At 72.0% G+C, this 17,495-nt stretch carries 9 protein-coding genes; 4 read left to right on the top strand and 5 right to left on the bottom strand.

Going from position 1 to position 17,495, the window contains the following annotated elements; translation table 11 throughout:
* Positions 1 to 2: 2 nt before the first annotated feature.
* Entirely contained in the window at positions 3 to 167 is a 165-nt protein-coding gene (locus OHA37_RS38525) for a hypothetical protein (RefSeq protein ID WP_266913853.1), read from the bottom strand.
* 447 nt (positions 168 to 614) lie between these two features.
* On the opposite strand from OHA37_RS38525, the gene OHA37_RS38520 reads away from it, so the two are divergent.
* Positions 615 to 4,181, top strand: coding sequence for a HEAT repeat domain-containing protein (locus OHA37_RS38520; RefSeq protein WP_266913851.1), 3,567 nt, complete (start codon positions 615 to 617; stop codon positions 4,179 to 4,181).
* 198 nt (positions 4,182 to 4,379) lie between these two features.
* On the opposite strand, the gene OHA37_RS38515 is transcribed toward OHA37_RS38520, so the two are convergent.
* Positions 4,380 to 5,150, bottom strand: coding sequence for a class I SAM-dependent methyltransferase (locus OHA37_RS38515; protein ID WP_266913849.1), 771 nt, complete (start codon positions 5,148 to 5,150; stop codon positions 4,380 to 4,382).
* A gap of 455 nt (positions 5,151 to 5,605) precedes the next feature.
* On the opposite strand from OHA37_RS38515, the gene OHA37_RS38510 reads away from it, so the two are divergent.
* The 3 genes from OHA37_RS38510 to OHA37_RS38500 all read left to right on the top strand — a co-directional run bounded on the left by OHA37_RS38510 (position 5,606) and on the right by OHA37_RS38500 (position 12,177).
* Positions 5,606 to 7,606 (top strand): serine/threonine-protein kinase, encoded by a 2,001-nt coding sequence (locus tag OHA37_RS38510; protein ID WP_266913847.1) that lies wholly within the window; start codon positions 5,606 to 5,608, stop codon positions 7,604 to 7,606.
* Positions 7,607 to 7,735: 129 nt separating this feature from the next.
* Positions 7,736 to 9,958: an outer membrane protein assembly factor BamB family protein gene (locus tag OHA37_RS38505; RefSeq protein ID WP_266913845.1), complete on the top strand. Its 2,223-nt coding sequence runs from the start codon at positions 7,736 to 7,738 to the stop codon at positions 9,956 to 9,958.
* Positions 9,959 to 9,963: 5 nt separating this feature from the next.
* Positions 9,964 to 12,177: a protein kinase domain-containing protein gene (locus OHA37_RS38500; RefSeq protein ID WP_266913843.1), complete on the top strand. Its 2,214-nt coding sequence runs from the start codon at positions 9,964 to 9,966 to the stop codon at positions 12,175 to 12,177.
* 102 nt (positions 12,178 to 12,279) lie between these two features.
* Here the strand turns inward: OHA37_RS38500 and OHA37_RS38495 are convergent, their stop codons facing one another.
* From OHA37_RS38495 to OHA37_RS38485, 3 genes are all read right to left on the bottom strand, one after another.
* Positions 12,280 to 12,852 carry a snapalysin family zinc-dependent metalloprotease gene (locus OHA37_RS38495; protein WP_266913841.1) on the bottom strand — a complete coding sequence of 191 codons (573 nt, stop codon included), beginning with the start codon at positions 12,850 to 12,852 and terminating at the stop codon, positions 12,280 to 12,282.
* 330 nt (positions 12,853 to 13,182) lie between these two features.
* The gene (locus OHA37_RS38490) at positions 13,183 to 15,312 is read right to left on the bottom strand and encodes a serine/threonine-protein kinase (RefSeq protein ID WP_266913839.1); all 2,130 of its coding nucleotides are present in this window, start codon (positions 15,310 to 15,312) and stop codon (positions 13,183 to 13,185) included.
* Positions 15,313 to 15,639: 327 nt separating this feature from the next.
* Positions 15,640 to 17,427, bottom strand: coding sequence for an FG-GAP repeat domain-containing protein (locus OHA37_RS38485; protein WP_266913837.1), 1,788 nt, complete (start codon positions 17,425 to 17,427; stop codon positions 15,640 to 15,642).
* Between the last annotated feature and the right edge of the window lie 68 nt (positions 17,428 to 17,495).

Here is a 17,495-nt window from a genome sequence, read left to right as displayed (position 1 = left end):
CGTCATCGGCGTCCTTGAAGTCCCCGCACGCATGCCGCGATGGCGTGGAGGATGCCGGCGCGGTCCTGCGAAGGGGTGTCCTTCAGCGCCAGGCCGGTGATGGTCACCAGGGCGATCGCGAGGATCGCGAGCCCGGCCAGGGGCACCGCCGCCCACCAGATGTCCATGTGTCAATCCTTCCCCAAGCAGCCTCGACAGCCCCGGACGGGGCGGCCACGAGCACCTTCTCCAGGCGCCATGGGGGTCGGCCATGGATACCGGATCGCCGGATTTCCTGCCGCAAGCTGCCAGGTCACAGGAGCATGGTCCTGGGGGTGCCGGATCGGCCGGATCAGAACAGCACCCGAGTGGGGAGGCGGGACGTGCACGCGAGGAAAGAGCATGCGGGACGGCAGGCGCTGGCGCAGCGGCTCGGGGAGCTCAGGGAAGGGCTGCAGGAAAAGCGGCAGACGGATAAGGCTGTGATCGAGGAGGTCAACCGGCGTCGGCGCAAAGCCGCAGGCCTTCGGGAAGACGAACCCTGCCGCCGGCCGTACAAGGAAGGCGGCGACCTGGGCTCCTCGACGGTCAACGGCTGGTTCCCGAAGCAGAAGGCGGGGTCGAAGGAGCCGACCGTGCCGCAGCATTTCGATGAGCTGTGGTCCGTGGTCGTCGTCATGCTCGAATTGATCAGCGGGAGGGACACGCGGTACGTGGAGGGCAGGTACCGCCTCGGCTGGGCGCAGCTCCATGAGGACGCCCAGCGCTGGATCGGCATGGACGAGGAGGTGCGTGGCTACCTTGAAGCGGCCCGCAAGGCCGCCGAGGAGCATCCGTATCCGGAGATTCCCGAACCGCCTTCCCTGACCGAGGTCTACGTCCGCCAGCGCAGCCATCCCGCGGATCGGGACGGGCGCGCGGTGCCCGGCGACGGCTCTGCCGGCGGAAGGAGCAGTACCGGCCCCGCCGCTTCTTCCGAACCGGCGGAAGCGGTCTTCCGGGCGGCCGACAGGGTGAGCGTGCTCATCGCCGGCCCCGGTACCGGCAAGTCCACGCTGCTGCGTGCGCGGTTGCGCGACGCGGCCGGTGAATTGCTCGACGACGCGCGCAACGCCGGGAAGTCCGGTTCGGCCGTCCCGGTATGGGTGAGCGCACGCGCCTTTGCCGGGGAGGAGAAGCAGGTACCCGACGTGCTCGCCGAAGCCACTGGAATGCTCAGCAGGTTCGGACGGCAACCGGGACTGACCCGGGACCGCTTCCTTCAGCGGCCGTGGAGCGGCGCGCACTGGCAGCTTCTCGTGGACGGCCTCGATGAGCTCCCCAACGCGCAGGAGCGGCGGGCCGTGTTGGAGAAGCTGGCCCATGCCGTCGCGGCGGACCCGCCGCTGTACCGGTGCGTCGTAGCGACCCGCCCTCTGGCGGAGGGCGAACTCAACGTCCTCGACCGCGTCCTCGGCCTCACGGCGCCGCACTACGAACTGCAGCCCTTCACCCCCCACGATCTGCACGCCTACATGGGGAAGTACTTCAGCACCCGCTGGCCGCAACGAGAAGCGATCGACCGCGCCCGCCGCTTCGCCGGCGCCCTCCGCAGCGCATGTCTGGACGAACTGGCCCGTACCCCGCTGATGGCCTTCATGCTCTGCCAGCTCTACCTCGCCAGGCCCGAGCGCCCAATGCCGGATGGCCGTACCGCGGTCTACGAAGCATTCACCGACATGGTCTACGAGAAGAATCAGAGCAAGGACGTTGCGAAGAGTCACGAAGACTCGATCAAGCACCTTGTGGAGAACGTCCAGAGTCCGCGGGCGCGCAGGGAAGTCGACGCCGCGGCGCGCCATGTCCACGAACGGCTGCCCGAGCTGATCAGTCATCTGGCCTACCAGAGGCTTTCGGACCACGAGATCTCAGTCACCGAGGCACTGGCCTCACACGAGGCCGTGCAGCGCCCCGGCAAAGTCCGCCCGGAGCGGTGGGAGGCGTTCTTGGAGAACCTTCTCCGGCACACCGGGCTGATGGTCCACCGCGCCGACGGCCTGGGCTTCCCCCACCGGACCTTCCTCGAGTACCACGCCGCGGCGGAACTCCGGCACCGGCTGACCGCTGAGCGCACCCTGACGGGGGACGCCCTCATCCACGAGGTGTACGGCCGGCATTGGGCCGACCCCACCTGGCACGAAACCCTCGTCCTCGTCGCCGGAATGGTCGAACCCCGTCTCACGGGCGAGATCGTCGACCACCTCCTCGCGGCCGATCCGCTGTGGTTCATTCCGCTGCGCGGGTCGTTGGCGGGCGAGACTCCCCACCACATCGTGCTCGCCGCTCGCTGCCTCGGCGAGGTGCGTGATCCCGGCGAGCTGGGTGCGCAGTGCTTCGCCGTCGTCAACGCGGTGATCTCGCTGATCGAGCACATGGTCGCGGAAAGGGTGTCCTCCGCCTCCCCGGTCACCCGCGTGGTCGCGGAGACGCTACCGCCCGTGCTCGGCCGGCTCGGCGCACGCGACTGCGCCGTCCGTGCCCGCTACCACGACTGGTACCGGGCGCGCGGCCAGTTCCTGCGCGTCATCAGGGAGGGGGAGGACTTCGTCTGGGTTCAGGTGCCGCCGGCCGCGCGGGTCGGCGCCGCGCTGCTACGCGACGACAGCGCGTTCCGCGAGAGCCTGGTCGGTCAGGCGGTCTTCGGCCACGAGCCCGCCGTCAGAGAGGAGGCGCTGCGCGCACTCGTCCAGGAATGGCCTGACGATCCGCAGGTCGCCGACCTGCTCCGCGGGCTCGCCGGGACGGACCCTGATGGGGACGTCAGGAGATTCTCGCTCCAGCTTTTCGCAATGACCCGTCATCAGGACCACTCCACCGGGGACTGGCTGCGGAAATGCCTCACCGACCACGATCGGTACCTACGGCAGGGGGCGGTGGCCGCGCTCGCCGACGGCTGGCGCAACGCGCCCGAGACGTTCGCCTTGGTACGCCAATCCGCGACCGATGACCACGACGACTCGGTCCGCCTCACCGCCGTGAAGGCCATCGCCGCCGCCTGGCCGCGCAACCCGGACGCCGCAGCCGTGGCACGCGACATGGCCGCCCGCGCCCCCGACCCGAACCTGCGGTGCAGCGCGTTCGACATCCTCGTCGAGGTCTGGCGCGACGATCCGCAGACCGTGGAGCTGCTGCGTTCCGTCGCCACCGACCCCGGAAGCGAGGACTGGGTGCGAGGAGCCGCGAAACGGGCGCTCGCCCGCACCGAAACCCGCCCTGCCGCCCCTGCCCGGTCGGCGTCTCGGTCCGCCGCGGAGGATCCGCGACATGCCGCGCTGAAGCCCCTTGTCGTCGACCGGCGCACCGATGCGCAGACCCCCGTGCTGCTGCGCGAACACGCCGAGAACCACCCCGACGACACGGTCCGGGTCGCTGCGGTGCGGGCCCTGGCCACGAACTGGCACAACCATCCGCCCACGCTGCCGTGGCTGTGCGAGCTCGCCGCCACCGCCGACGCGAACGGGCCGGTGAGGCAGGCCGCGCTGTGGGCCGTCTACTCCGCCTGGCCCGACCACCCCGACGCCAGAGCACTGCTCCGCAGCGGCGCCGGCGGCCAGGGCCCTTCGCAGGCCCGCGAGGTGGCCGTCCTCGCGCTCGCCGCCGGATGGCGCGACGACCCGGAAACCAGGTCGCTGCTGCACGGACTGGCAGGTGACGGCAACGCCGAGTTCGTGCGCGCGGCGGCGGTACGGACGCTGGGGGGCGGCTGGCGCGACCACCCCGAGACCGTCGAGCTGTTGTACGACAGGGCCGACAACGACCCCGACCTCTACGTCCGCGGAGCCGCCGTCCAGGCCCTCGTCACCCACCGTCGCACCCCGCGGACCGCAGCCCTGCTCCGCCGGCTCGCCATCGACGACCCCGACGATCGCATGCGCGCAGTCGCCATCTACGACTTGGCGGCGGGCTGGCACGGCCCGGAGACCGGCGAGCTGCTCCGGCACATCGCCACCAGCCAAACCGACCCGATCAGCCGGGGCGCGGCAATCCGGGCCCTGTCCGGCCCCTGGCGCGACGACCCCGTCACCGAGGAACTCCTACGCGAGCGGGCCGCCGACGACTCCGACTGGATCCTGCAGCGAGCGGCCGTGACGGCACTCGCCGAACGCTGGCCCTATGACCCGGAGATCCAGGCGCTCGCCGACAGCCTCTCCGACGACTGGTAGCGGTCGGGACCCGGTGAGGTTCATGCCACGTGAGCATCGAGATGCGCGTGGTGGAGGGTCCTGGTCGCGCCGCAGAGGCCGAGCGGGACCGACTTCTACCGCTCACCCGCATCCGGGCCCCGAGCCGAGCCGAGCCGGCAGCCGAGGCCGGCTGACCGCAGCCGTCCCGCGCCGAGCGATGGAACCTGGAACCACCCGCTAGCCGGCGCGGGCCACAAGCAGCGGCTGGAAGAAGCCCGTCTCCTGTGGCATCTGCCACTGCGGGTCGACGAACCCGGCCTCGGTGGCGAGGCCGACCAGCCGGTCCCGGCCCAGTGCCCAGTAGGTGGTCCGGCGGACCCGGACGCGCCATTCTCCGGCTGCCGGAAGGAGTTGGAAGTGCTCCAAGTCGTAGTGCTCGCCGTCGTCGTGCCAGTGCCAGAGCTGGAAGGTGACGGTTCGCTCTCCGTCGTCGGCTTCGGCGGCCCTGGAGACTTGCGGAGGCGTCGCAGCCGGACGATCGCGCAGCAGGTCGTCGTAGGGCCTTGTGCTGAGCAGCAGTTGGCCTCCGGGGCGCAGGACTCGGCGCATCTCAGCCAGGGCGGCATTCACCTCCTGCTCTGTCAGCAGGTGAGGCAGCGAGTTGTCGGCGCAGACGACAGTGTCGAACTGGCCATCGGTAAACGGGAGGCGCCGCATGTCGGCCGCGGCCGTGCGCAGGCTCAGGCTCCGGCGGGCGGCCTCCCGGGCAGCGCGGGCGGCGGCGCGGGGGCTGATGTCGGTCCCTGTGACCCGGTGCCCGCGCAGTGCCAGCCCGATGGCCTGCGTGCCGATGCCGCAGGAACAGTCGAGCACTGCCGCGCGATCCTGGACGATCAGTGCGTCCAGGGCCTCCCCCTGTCGACGGATGCTCGCGTCCCAGTCTGAGTAGATCAAGTGGTAGTCGTCGGCCAGTTCGTCATAGAAGTGCGCCACCGATGTCTCAGACATGACCTGAGATTACCGTGCGAGATTCCCTGAAGACGCTGGTCGCCCTGGTGATCGGCACGAACGCCCTCGCTGACGACAGTGCCGTCACTTGAGTTCCCTCGTCTGGGGCGACGTGAGTTTTGACATCTTCGTGATGCGGTTCGACCGGCACCAGCTGCCGGGCTCCATGGTGGACGACTGCCCGGTGGTCGTCGCCCGCACCGGCGCGGAGATCGACCGTGCGATCAGGATCGCCCCTTGGTACCGCCCGGCTGGACGCCAGCGGTGCCGGAACCCCGACGAGCCGTGCGGGAGGGGTCGGATTCCGGTCAACTCGCCGTGTGCGAAGCCCTGTTCCGTAGAGCGCCCGGACAGGCCCGAAGAGGTACCGTGCATCACCCGCCGCCCCGAGGAAGGGAACCGCCCATACGCACCCCCCGCAACACCCAGACCTTCCGGTACGTCGGGCCCGCCCGGTGACCGGTCCCGCGCCCATGCGGCCGGGCGATCCGTCAGCGCTCGGGCCCTGGCAGCTGCTCGGTGTGCTCGGTGAGGGCGGCATGGGGACCGTCTACCTGGGGCGCGCCGGTCGACGGGTCGCCGCGGTCAAGACGCTCCGGCGCGAGCTGCTCGGCGACCCGCACCTCGCCGTCCGCTTCCGCAGGGAGCGGGAGGCCGTCGAGGCCGTACGCAGCCGGTACGTGCCCGGGCACCTCGGGGCCGATCTCGGCGCCCCCGTACCGTGGCTCGCCACCGCATACGTGCCGGGGCCGACCCTGGAGCGCTGCGTCGAGGAGTACGGACCCCTCTCCCCCGACACCATCCGGGCACTCGGAGCCATGCTCGCCACCGCCCTGGCCACCCTCCACGCGGCCGGGGTCGTACACCGGGACCTCAAGCCGTCCAACGTGCTGCTCACCGCCGACGGACCCCGCCTGGTCGACTTCGGCATCGCTCGCATGCCCGCGGCGACGAGGGTCACGGTCACGGGACAGCGCCCGGGTTCGGCCGGGTACATGTCCCCGGAGCAGGTCCTCGGCCTGGAACTCGGCCCGCCCAGCGACGTGTTCACCCTCGGCGCCCTCCTGGCGTACGCGTGCACCGGACACCACCTCTTCGCCGGCGACGGCTTGGCCTTCGCCGACTACGGCATCGTGCACGACGAGCCGGACCTCTCGCGGGTACCCCCGCCCCTGCGGCCCGCGCTCAGCGGCTGCCTGGACAAAACGGCGGAACGGCGTCCGCGAGCCGCGAAGTTGGCAGCACTGTGGGAGGCCCCCGGCCGGGGCGCGCCCGCGGGCTGGCTGCCTGCCCCCATCCTCCGGGACATCGAACGGCAGGGTGTGCGCGCTCGGGAGCTGGCGGGTCCGACCGGCCCTTCCCGACGGCGAGTGTTCGGGATCGCGGCGGGCGCGGCCGCCCTGCTCACGGCCGGCGCCGGGGGTGCCGGATGGCAGTGGTACGGAACCGGCGGGAACACCGCCGGCGAGGTCCCTCTGTGGCACGGAGCGCCGGGCGAACTACCCACCCCCGTCTGGTCCGTGTCGGACCTTGACCCGCACATGCCCTTCGGCCCCGCTCGGGCGGGCGACGTCCTGCTGGTCGCGGACCCCGGGAAGGTGTCCGCGCTCGACCCTCGCACCGGCCGCCGGCTCTGGTCGTACGAGGGCGGCCGCCCGCCCGTCCGCCAGGCGCCCGGTCCCGTGCTCATCGGTCCGGACGGCATCCTGCGCGCCCTCGACTCCCGTACAGGGAAACCGGTATGGACCGGCCCGGGCGGACTCTCCGCACTGCTCGCCGCGGAATCCGGCACCGTGTACGCGAGGGACCCGGCCGGCCGTGTCGTCGCCGTCCGCCACGGGGCGGCCACGCCGCTGTGGCGGTCGCGGGAGGCGGTCGCCGCAGACGGAGCGGTGGCCGTCGCCGGGGAAGGACGGTTGGTCGTCACCACGGCCGAAGGAAGGGTGCACGCCCTCGACCCGGCCTCCGGGCAGACGAGTTGGGAGGCGGCCGACGCCGCGCACGGCCTGCCCGGAGCCGTCGGCGAAGGGCTCCTCGTATTCGGAGGGGCCACACTGCGCGGATTCGACGCGCAGGACGGGGCCCGGCTCTGGGAGGCGAAGCCGGCGGCAGGGAACGGCGGGTTCGGCACCCCCCTGGTGCGGGGCGGCTCGGTTTACGTCGCCGAAGGCGGCCGGCTGCGCTGCCTGCAGCTCACGGACGGCACCGACCTGAGGGAGATGAGGGGCCAGGGCGGCGGCTACGCGGTGTCTCCGCCCGTCGCGGCGGCGAACGGGCTGTACGTCCCGCTGTCGTCCGGAGCCGGCGGCGTGGCGGCCTTCCCGGTCGCCGGGGACACCGAGCGCTACAGGTTCTCCCCGGGAGCCGAACGGGACGAACCATGGGCGGTGACGGCGGCCGGCCAGGTGGTGGCGGCCCAGAACGGCGGACGCCTCTACGCGCTGCCCCGCTTCTGACCCTCGCCACGCCCGCGTGGCCGGGAACTGATCACCTCCCCCGGCCGTCCTCCACCCCGGGAGGTAGGGTGCCCGCAGCGTTCGACGGGGAGCGGAACGACAGCTGGTGAACGGGGGGGTTGAACCGGCATGGCAGCACGCGGCGACGGCCCCGATTCCTTAGGGGACACCGACCCCACCGGGATCGGGGAGTACACCCTGCTGGCCCGGCTACGGGAGAGCGCTTCCGGAGTGGAGTACCTGGCCCTGGACCGCGAGGGAGCCAAGGTCGCTGTCGTCATACCGCGTCCCCGGCTGGCCGCCGACCCCGCGCTGAGCCGCAGGTTCGCGGCGGAGGCACGGCTCGCGGTGGCGGCGGCCGGCCCGTGGGTGCCCGCGGTGCGGAAGTCGGCGGACGGGTACCTCGTCACCGCGTACGGCCCCGCGCTCACCCTCGGCTCCGCCGTCGCCCGGTACGGCCCGCTGCCGGAGCACGCCCTGCGCGTCGTCGGCGCCGCCCTGGCGGAAGCACTCGTACGGCTGCACCCGCTCGTCGAGGCCCACCAGGGCCTCTCACCGCACACGGTGCAGCTCGGCATCGAAGGACCCCGCCTCACCGGATTCGGCCCCCTCGCCGCCGCCACCGGGATCGGCCCCGCGACCGACGGCGGGGGCGCGCGACTCACGCTCGGCTTCCTCACACCCGAACAAGTCGCCGGGAGGGCGCCCGGCCCGGCCTCCGACGTCTTCGTCCTCGGGCTGCTCCTCGTGTACGCGGCCACCGGGGCGGGCCCGTTCTCCGCGGCCACCCCGGACGCCGTCGCCACGGCCGACGCCGACCTCGACGGCGTGCCGGAGGGCCTGCGCTCCCTCCTCTCCCGCTGCCTCGACAAGGACCCCGCCCGCCGCCCCGCCGCCGAGACCGTGGCGGCCGGACTCGCCCCGAGCGGAGCCGCCGCACTCCTCGCGGCGGACTGGCTGCCGGGGGCGCTGGTGACGGAGCTGTCCGAACAGGCCTCGGCCGTCATGGCGTTGGAGGCTCCGGTGCAGGACGCCCGATCGGCGACGGCGGTGTCCGCGCAGGTTCACGCGACCGCTCAGGAAGAGCCGAAACCCCCGCGCCGCGACCTCCCCGCCCGCCGAGCCCTGCTCCTGGGCGCCCTCGGCACCTCGGCCGGGCTGGCCGGCGGTTTCGCCCTCGGCCGGAACACCCGTCACGCCCCCGCCCCCGCCGCCACGCCGAGCGGCCCGCCCGCCCGCGTGCAGGGCGCGCCGCCCGCGGTCCTGTGGCACTACAAGGGCGCGACCACCGGCCAGCCGGCGATGGTGTGGAACGACCGGGTGCTGGTGGTCCCCCTGACCGGCGCCACGGTCGGCCTGGACCTGCGGACCGGAAAGACGCTCTGGACCAAGGACATCTGGTGCACTGCCACACCGGTCCTCGTGTCCGAAGATCTGCTCTTCGCCCCCAGCTTCGTCGGGGGGCTCGTCCGCTTTTCCGCCACGACGGGGACCGTGCGCGACACCGACTCCGACTACGACATGGAGACCGACGGGTTCGCAGGTCACCGCGGCACTCGCGTGTGGTTCCGCGCGCCGGACAAGGAGGGCGTGACCCACGTGGTCTGCTACGACATCGCGCAGCGCAGGGCGGTGTGGCGTACGCCGGTGAGGGGCACCCCGGTGGGGCGGAGCAGCGCGATACGGGTGACACCGGGCCCCGAGTCGGTGTACGTCCAGTGGGTGCCCGACCCCGCGGACGTGGAGCAGAAGAAGCTCGGCACGGCCGTGTTCAGTGCCTTGAACGCGGAAACCGGCGCGCAGCGGTGGGAGCGGTGGGAGAAAGAGGCCTGGGCCGCCCTGCCCGACCAGCCGCGCTCCTGGATGACCGCCGACGGCACCCTCTATACGGAGGAGGAGTTCAAGCTCCACGCGCGTGACGTGAAGACCGGCAGCGAACGGTGGGGCGAAGACGCCCTCAAGAGGGACAACCGGGTCAGCGCCCCGCGCGAGGTGCTGGTGCGGGGCGACGCCTCGTTGTACGTCGTGGACGCGAACCTGTGGACGCATCTGATCGATCCCCGCGACGGCACGATCAAGCGGACCACGTTTCCGGGGCTCCCCCTCTCGGCTGTCGCCAAGGGTGCGACGGCCCTCGCGTCGGGGCCGCCGGGCAGCCCCCTGTACCGGCTCGACTGGCAGTCGGTCACCGCGATCGACCCGGCCGACGGCCGCAACCTGTGGGTGTTCCAGGGGGTGGCCGAGCAGCTGAACGAGCAGGAAGGACTGACCTGGCAGGTGGCGAGCGGGACCCGGACCGCCGTGTTCGCCCGCAAGTTCGGCCTTCACTACTTCGCCCTGCCGGTCGGGTGAGCACCGTGTCCCAGGGCTCCGGACCCACCACACCGCTGCTGCCCGGCGACCCCGAGCGGATCGGCGGCTACACGCTGCTCGGCCGGCTGGGCGGCGGCGGCATGGGCACGGTCTTCCTCGCCCGGTCCGCCGGCGGGCGCGTGGTCGCGCTGAAGACGGTGCACGAACACCTCGCCCGTGAACCGGAGTTCAGGATCAGGTTCCGGCTGGAGGCAGAGGCGGCCCGGACGATCGGGGCGCGGCACGGGGCGACGGTCGTGGCCGCCGACACCCAGGGGGCACTGCCTTGGCTGGCGACGGAGTACCTGCTCGGCCCCTCGCTCGCGGAGGCCGTCGTACGGCACGGGCCGCTGCCCGAGACTGCGGTGCGGGCCCTGGGCTCCCGGCTGGCCCAGGCCCTGGCCGACATCCACGGCTCGGGCCTGGTGCACCGGGACCTCAAGCCCTCGAACGTCCTGGTCACCGCCGCGGGTCCGCGCGTCATCGACTTCGGCATCGCCCGTGCGCTCGGCGCCCGCCGCCTGACCCGTACCGGGCAGGCCGTGGGCACCCCCGCCTACATGTCCCCCGAGCAGGCGGGCGGCCGGGACCACGAGCCACCGGGTGACGTGTTCGCCCTCGCCGGGGTGCTCGTGTTCGCGGCGACCGGCCACGCCCCGTTCGCGGGCGAGGCCGCCGCCGACCTGCTGTACGGGGTGCGGTACGGCACACCGGACTTCTCCGGGTTGCCCGCGGGACTGCTCCCGGTCCTGTTGCGGTGCCTGGCCAAGGATCCGGACGACCGCCCGGCCGACGAGGAGATCGCGGCCGAACTGGGAGGCGGGGAAGGCAACTTCGCCGACCTGCTGCCCGGTCCCCTGCGCTCCGACCTCGGCCGGCGGGCCGTCGGCGTCTGGGACCTGCGCCCGACCCGGCTGCCCGGACCACCGCCGCCCCCCGAGGAGCCCCCCGCCGGGTGGACGTCCCGCCGACGCCTGCTGCTGGCCGGTGCCGGAGGCCTGCTCGCCCTCGGCGCGGGCGCCGCGCTCTGGGCGGCGCGCGGCAGCTCCGGCACGCCCCCGGCCGACCGGAAGGCGGCTTCCACGTCCCCACGCCCGCCGGGGCTGCCGCCCGAGCCGCTCTGGACGTACGACGCCGAGTCGCTGTGCCGGGTCGAGGCGGTCCGGGACGGGATCGTCGTCGTGTCGGTCGGAGACGACCGGTTCAGCCGTACCGTGGCCGGCCTCGACGCGGCCACCGGCAAGGTGGCGTGGCGGAGCCCGAAGACCGTTGTTTTCGAGGAGAACGGGGAGGGCTTGGTCGTCCGCGAGAAGTCCTCGGTCCTCAACGCCCCGGATCCCCTGCTCGCCCTCTCCCCCACCGACGGGCGATTGACCGAGTACCCCGCCGAACTGGGGCAGCCCCGACTGCTCAGCCCCCGTCTCATCGCCAGGACCGACGACCGCCTGTACCTCTCCGGCTACGACGGCCACCAACAGCTCATTGCCGCCTACGCCGCGGACGGGGGTACGCGGCTCTGGGCTCAGAAGACGGGACACGAGCCCTCCTCGCCGAGCCCCGGCGTCGCCGCCGCGGGGGACGTCTTGATCTACTCCGTATCAGGGGACGTCGTGGGTGTCGGGCGGGACGACGGGCGGGAACGCTGGCGCATCGACCTCTCCGGCCCGGACAACCTTCGCCTCCAGCCGGTCCATCCCGCTTCCCTGGCCGACGGCCGCCTGCACCTCGGGGGCGGCGAGGTGCGCGCCCTGGAGGCCGCCACCGGGAAAGTGGTCTGGCGCTTCGGTGCGGACCGGGTGCCGTATCCCGGCGGTCGGGCCTCCTTCGGGACCCCGACGGCCGTGGACGGCATGGTGTACGTCATCGGGCTGCGTCCCGCGGGCGCGCAGAACCCCCGTGTGTACGATGAGCTGCTCGCGCTGCGAGCCTCGGACGGAGCGCTGCAGTGGACGTACGCCATCCCGGACGGCGTCCGCTTCGACCCGCCGCCGCTCCTGCACCGGGGCATGCTCTACGTGGACACGGGCAAGCTGGCCCAGCCCCTCCTCGCCGTCGGCCTCGCAACCCGCCGCCCGCCCTGGACGTACCGCAGCGGATTTACCGAGGACGGCCACGTACCGCTGACGACCTCCGGTTACACAGACCTCCGCATCGCCGACGGCCGCCTCCACCTGTCCTGTGGGACGCACGTCCTCGCGCTCCCCGCACAGGAGGGGTAGCAGGGGAGCCCGATGACGGCGCGGCGGTGGGCCGGCACGGTCGCCCTCCGGGAGTGCAGTCCCGGCCAGGCCCCCGCGCCGGCCCACCCGCCGACCCGCCGGTCAGGGGGCGTCGATGAGTACCCGGCCGTCGGTCGGCACCGTTGCCGCGAGCCCGTTCGCGTACGCGTTCTGTACGCGGGACCGCTCGGTCGCGTTGGGTACGGCGTTGGTGCAGGCCGTCCCGGCGCTGGATCCTGACATCAGCTGGGTGCACGGCCCCGGCTTGGTGTCCGGGAGGCCCAGGCTGTGGCCCAGCTCGTGCGCGGCGATGCGCGTCTTGTCGTACCCCTGGCTCACGGCCTGCGAGCCGAGTTCGACGCGCACCTGTCGCCCAGGACGGACCGGGCCGAGGGTGGCCTGCGGCCAGCCGGTGGTGGCTACGATGACGATCTCGGCCCGGACCCCGGGCGCGGCCTCCACCAGCCGAACGTTACTGACGTTCGCGTTCCAGGAAGCCACCCCGGCCGCGATGGCCGCCTCCCAGCCGCCGGCCCGGCTGTCGTCATATCGGAGCGTCACTACCGCTGCGGTGGCTTCCGGTATCGGCGCGGGTGCCGCGGTCGCGGCGGTTGCCGCCACAAGGACCAGCGCGGCGGCGGAGATGCCGGCTTTCAGCCAAGTGCCCAGAGACATGTCGTCTTCCTTCATGCGTGGGGGGGCCCGGCCCCTTGGTGGAGCCGGGGCACTGGAGACGCCGCCACCGCCCGCCTGTGGCCCGCACGTTCGGACAGCCGCCCCTCCGGAGCCCTAAGAACGTAGCCCCGCATCCCAGCAACCCGTCATGCACCTGCCAGCCAATTCCGGCAGGCACTCCAGCCGATGCCCGGTCAGCGGGCGGGGCCTACTGGGGGATGCGCCGTTTCCGTCCGCCGTCGGTTCCTACCGGGGCCCCAACGCCTCCGGATCGGTCACAGCGGCCGAAGGCCGTGTTCGCTGCTGCTTCCGGATGGGCCGTGTCCCCGCTCAGGTGAGCTCCCTGCCGGTGGCAGCGTCGAGGGCGTAGAGATTCCCGTCGTCGCCACCCCCGACATACACCACGCCGTTGACCACGGCGGGAGAGCCGTAGCTGGTCGTGTCGTCAGCGCTGAAAGTCCATTTCTTGGCGCCGGTGACGGCATCGATCGCGTAGAAGTTCTTGGTGGTGCCCGCGTAGACCACCCCCGTGGCCACGGCGGGGGTGCATCCGGTGTTTCCTGGTTGGATCGGTTCGAGGGCAACGGCCCACTTCTCGACACCGGTCGCGGTATTGATCGCATAGAGAATGCCGTTCTCATCGCTGCCCGCGTACGCCACCCCCTCGGCCACGGTGGCCGTGGAGAAGTAGGCTCTGGGGCCCAGGTCGGATTCCCATGTGTTGGTTCCGCTGGCGATGTCGATCGCATGGAAGTGGCCTCCCCCGTCACCGAGATACAGCACGCCGTCGGCCACCGCCGCAGACGCGGCAAACTTCCGGTCGGTATCGGGGTAGACCCACTTTCTGGTGCCGCTCGCGACGTCGACCGCGTGGAGACCGACGCCGGGCATGTCTGCGGTGATGAAAGCCACTTCGTCGACCACGACCGGTGACAACGTCTGGGTGCCGCCGACCAAGTAGGTCCACCTCTCGTTGCCGCGCGCGGCATCGACCGCATGGAGGTGCAGGTCGCTGCTGCCGACGTACACCACTCCGTCGGCCACGACCGGCACTGACCGGTAGATGGCACCACCCGTGTCGTAGGCCCACTGCACGGCGCCCGTGGCGGCATCGACCGCGTAGAGGCTGCCGTCGGAACTGGCGGCGTACAGCGTCCCCCCAGCGATCGCGGAAATCGCACTGACGCCACCGCTGAAGCTGGAGGCCCACTTGCGGGCACCGCTGATCGCGTCGAGTGCGTAGAGAGTGCGGCCGATGCCGACGTACACCACCCCGTCGGCCACCACGGGCGCCCCGTCCATCACGTCGCCCGACGCGTGGAAGGGCCACCGGTTCCGGTCCCGGGACACCGCGGTGGCGATCCCTATGCCCGCGCCCGCGGTAACGACGGCACCTGCCGCGAGCCGGAGGAACCGACGCCGACTCGTGGCCTGGTTCGGGGATCCGTCCTCTGGGTCCCTCGCGGCCCCGTCCTGGTCGCCGCCCTCAGTCTCGGGCGCCGCGTCACCCGTGCGGTACGGGCCGGAACCTGGGGCACCGCCACGCGGGGGCCGTACTCCGACCACGGCCCGGTCGGGGGCGTGGGGTGCCGGGTGTAACGCAGCGTCTTGGGCGATGCCTGTCGCCGGCGGCAAGGCGGCCAGACGCCCGGCCCCCAGGTCGGGCTCGGTGAGCACGGGGTTTGAGGTGGCGAGGGTGCTCAGGCGTTGCTGTACTTCGCGTGCGGTGGCCGGCCGGTCCCGGGGGTCCTTGGCGAGCAGGGCCACCACGAGATCGTCGAGCGCCGCCGGGATGCCTCGGCGCGTTTCACCGGGCCGGGCCGGGGGTCGGCCCACGTGGGCGTTCATCATGGCGATCGGTGTGCCTGCCCGGAAAGGCACCTGACCGGTGAGCAGCTCGCTCAGGACGCAGCCGAGCGAGTACAGATCGGAGCGGCCGTCGCCGGGCTGCCCGTCGAAGCGTTCGGGAGGCATGTAGGCGAGGGTGCCCATCACCTTGCTGGACTTGTTCGTCGCCTCGACGAACCGGGCGATTCCGAAGTCCACTATGACCAGTCGGCCGGCCGGCGTCAGCATGAGGTTGGCCGGCTTCACATCCCGGTGTACGACCCCGGCCTCGTGGGCCGCCGCCAGTGCTGCGGCTGCCTGGGCGGCCCAGGCCACCGCCAAGTCCACCGGCGGAACGCCGTCATTCAACAGCAGCGTGCCCAGATCCCTGCCCTGGAGGAACTCCATGACGAGGAAGAGCGATCCGTCCGACGCGTCCTGGCCCAGGTCGTGCACCGTCACCACCCCTGGATGGTGCAGCGCACCGGCGGTACGGGCCTCCCGGAAGAACCGTTCGCTCCCTGCGCTGTCACCCCGCTGGGACGGCAACAGTTTGACGGCCACGGAGCGTCCGATCACGTGGTCCCGGGCTTCCCAGACCTCGCCCATCCCGCCCCGTCCGACGAACCGCACCAGCTCGTACCGATCGGCTAGTACTCGCGCCCCCGCCAACTGCCCACCTTCCTACGGGCGACCCACGTTCTCCGGCCGCGAAACAGCCCAGGTTTCACACGTGCACCACCTTGACGATGCCACCGCTGAGAAGACGGCACGTGCAGGGTGACTCAATCGTTTCCTTGGCCGGCCGTCGCGGCCCGCTCCGGCCGCGACGGCAGTGTTCGAGCGCGGTCGGTGACCACCGGTACGAAGCCAGGCCCGAGTCGGGCGCGGGCTCGCCCGCCGGCCGGGGCCGGCGGGCGAGCTCGCGCCGTCGCTCTCAGCGGCCCGGGGCCGCGGGGGTCAGAGCATGTTCTTGTAGATGTTCCACCCGGTGCCGAACTTCACCCGGGGGGCGAAGGTGGCGGTGCCGGTCTTGCCCGTCGAGGTGTACGTGTACACCGCGCCTCCCGGGAGCCGGGCCATCAGGTCGCCCTTGCTGTCGCCGTTGATGTCGCCAGGGACGAACAGCGTGTCGTACTGGTTGAAGCCGCTGCCGACCAGCTCCCGGGCGGTGAACGGCGCGCTGGCCGTGCCGGTGCCCTTGTAGAGGAAGAGGCCGCCGGCGGCGTCCCGGGCGAGCAGGTCGGGCCGCCCGTCCCCGGAGTAGTCGCCCGCGCCGACGAAGGTGTTGTAGGCGTTCCAGCCGGTGGCGACCTTGATGCGCGTACCGAACTTCGTGTACGGCAGGCCGTCGCCGGGGTGCAGCCACAGGACGCCGGCGGAGTCACGGCTGACCAGGTCGCCCTTCCCGTCACCGGTGAGGTCGCCGGGGCCGGCCATCATGGTGTAGTTCCACGACGTGCTGACCTTCGCGCCGCGGACGTAGAGGTCGGTGCCGATGTTCTGCACGTAACTGGCGTGGTTGTGGCTGTTGAGGCCCGTGGCGTAGGTGTTGCGGGAGCCGGGCGTCTCCTTGCCGACGTTGTACGCCGTCGAGTAGTAGGCGCCGTTGGCCAGGGCGTGGTACTTGACCAGAACGTTGTCGGCCTGGGTCATCACGTTCTGGCCCTTGCCGAAGAGCGATGTGGTGCCCGCTCCGACGATGAACTTGTTGAGTTCGTAGCCACTGCCGAAGTAGGCGGGTGCGGCGAACTTGCCGCCACCGATCGACTTGAACCAGTACTCCACGCCGTCGTGGTTACGGGCGAGCAGATCGCTGCGGCCGTCACCGTCGGCGTCGTCCGAGCCGGTGATCACGTTGTACGTGTTCCAGCCGGTGCCGACCTTGACTCCTGGCTTGAGCGGGGCGGTGGCGCTGCCGGCTCCCTTGTGGAACCACAACTCGCCGGCCAGGGTACGGGTGAGGACGTCGCCGATGCCGTCGCCGTCGACGTCGTTGGCGCCCACGATCTGGTCGTAGATCCCCCAGCCGGAGCCGACCTTGACCCGGAAGTTGAAGGGCTTGCCGACCGTCCCGGTTCCGGTGTACAGCCACAGGTCACCCGCCGGGTCCCGGGCCAGCAGATCGGGGCGGCGGTCGCCGGTCAGATCGCCGGTGGCGATGAGGCGGTTGTAGATCTGCCAGCCGCGGCTCGACCACAGCGGCTCCGAGGTGCTCTTCACGCCCGCCTCGTAGAGCGTGAGCACGCCGTCGAAGGTGAGCGAGAGAAGTTCGGGCTGGGTGGTGCCGCCGACGTCGCCAACCGGCAGCAGGTCCTTGAACGAGGCCTCGGGATCCGGATCGGTCTTGGCGATCGTGTACTCGCTCCAGGCCTTGATCGATGACAGGTAGACGGCCGTGACCTGGTCATACTCCATGACGATCATGTCGCTGACGCCGTCGCCGTCGACGTCGTGCCGCGGCTTGGCGGCAGCGGCCGTCTCGGCCGGGACCCGGGCCGGCATGACGACGGTCGGGAGCTCTTGGCCTCCGGCCGTTCCGGTCACGGCCGACGGTCCCGTCGCCGGCTCCGGCACGGCCGGGCTCGGCACTGCCAAGCGCGGCGCGGCGACGCCCGGCGCGCCCAGGCTCGGCGCTGCAACGCTCGGCGCGGCGGCCAGAGCGCCGGCGGCCAGGGCGAGAACGCCCCCGGCGGCCAGGGCGCGCAGCCGTCTGCGCTGCGGTGACGTGCGGTGCGATGTAGTCAAGATCCCCCCTGAGGATCGAGCCGTGGGGCTCTGCCCTGGCGCACGTCATGTGTGTGCCGGGGATCACG

The organism is Streptomyces sp. NBC_00335, from assembly GCF_036127095.1.
Lineage (GTDB): Bacteria > Actinomycetota > Actinomycetes > Streptomycetales > Streptomycetaceae > Streptomyces.
This window is presented reverse-complemented; position numbering and strand designations above follow the sequence as displayed.

Coding starts and splice junctions, on each gene's coding strand:
- OHA37_RS38525 (WP_266913853.1), bottom strand. CDS start 167: ATGGACATCTGGTGGGCGGCGGTGCCCCTGGCCGGGCTCGCGATCCTC.
- OHA37_RS38515 (WP_266913849.1), bottom strand. CDS start 5,150: ATGTCTGAGACATCGGTGGCGCACTTCTATGACGAACTGGCCGACGAC.
- OHA37_RS38505 (WP_266913845.1), top strand. CDS start 7,736: ATGGCAGCACGCGGCGACGGCCCCGATTCCTTAGGGGACACCGACCCC.
- OHA37_RS38495 (WP_266913841.1), bottom strand. CDS start 12,852: ATGTCTCTGGGCACTTGGCTGAAAGCCGGCATCTCCGCCGCCGCGCTG.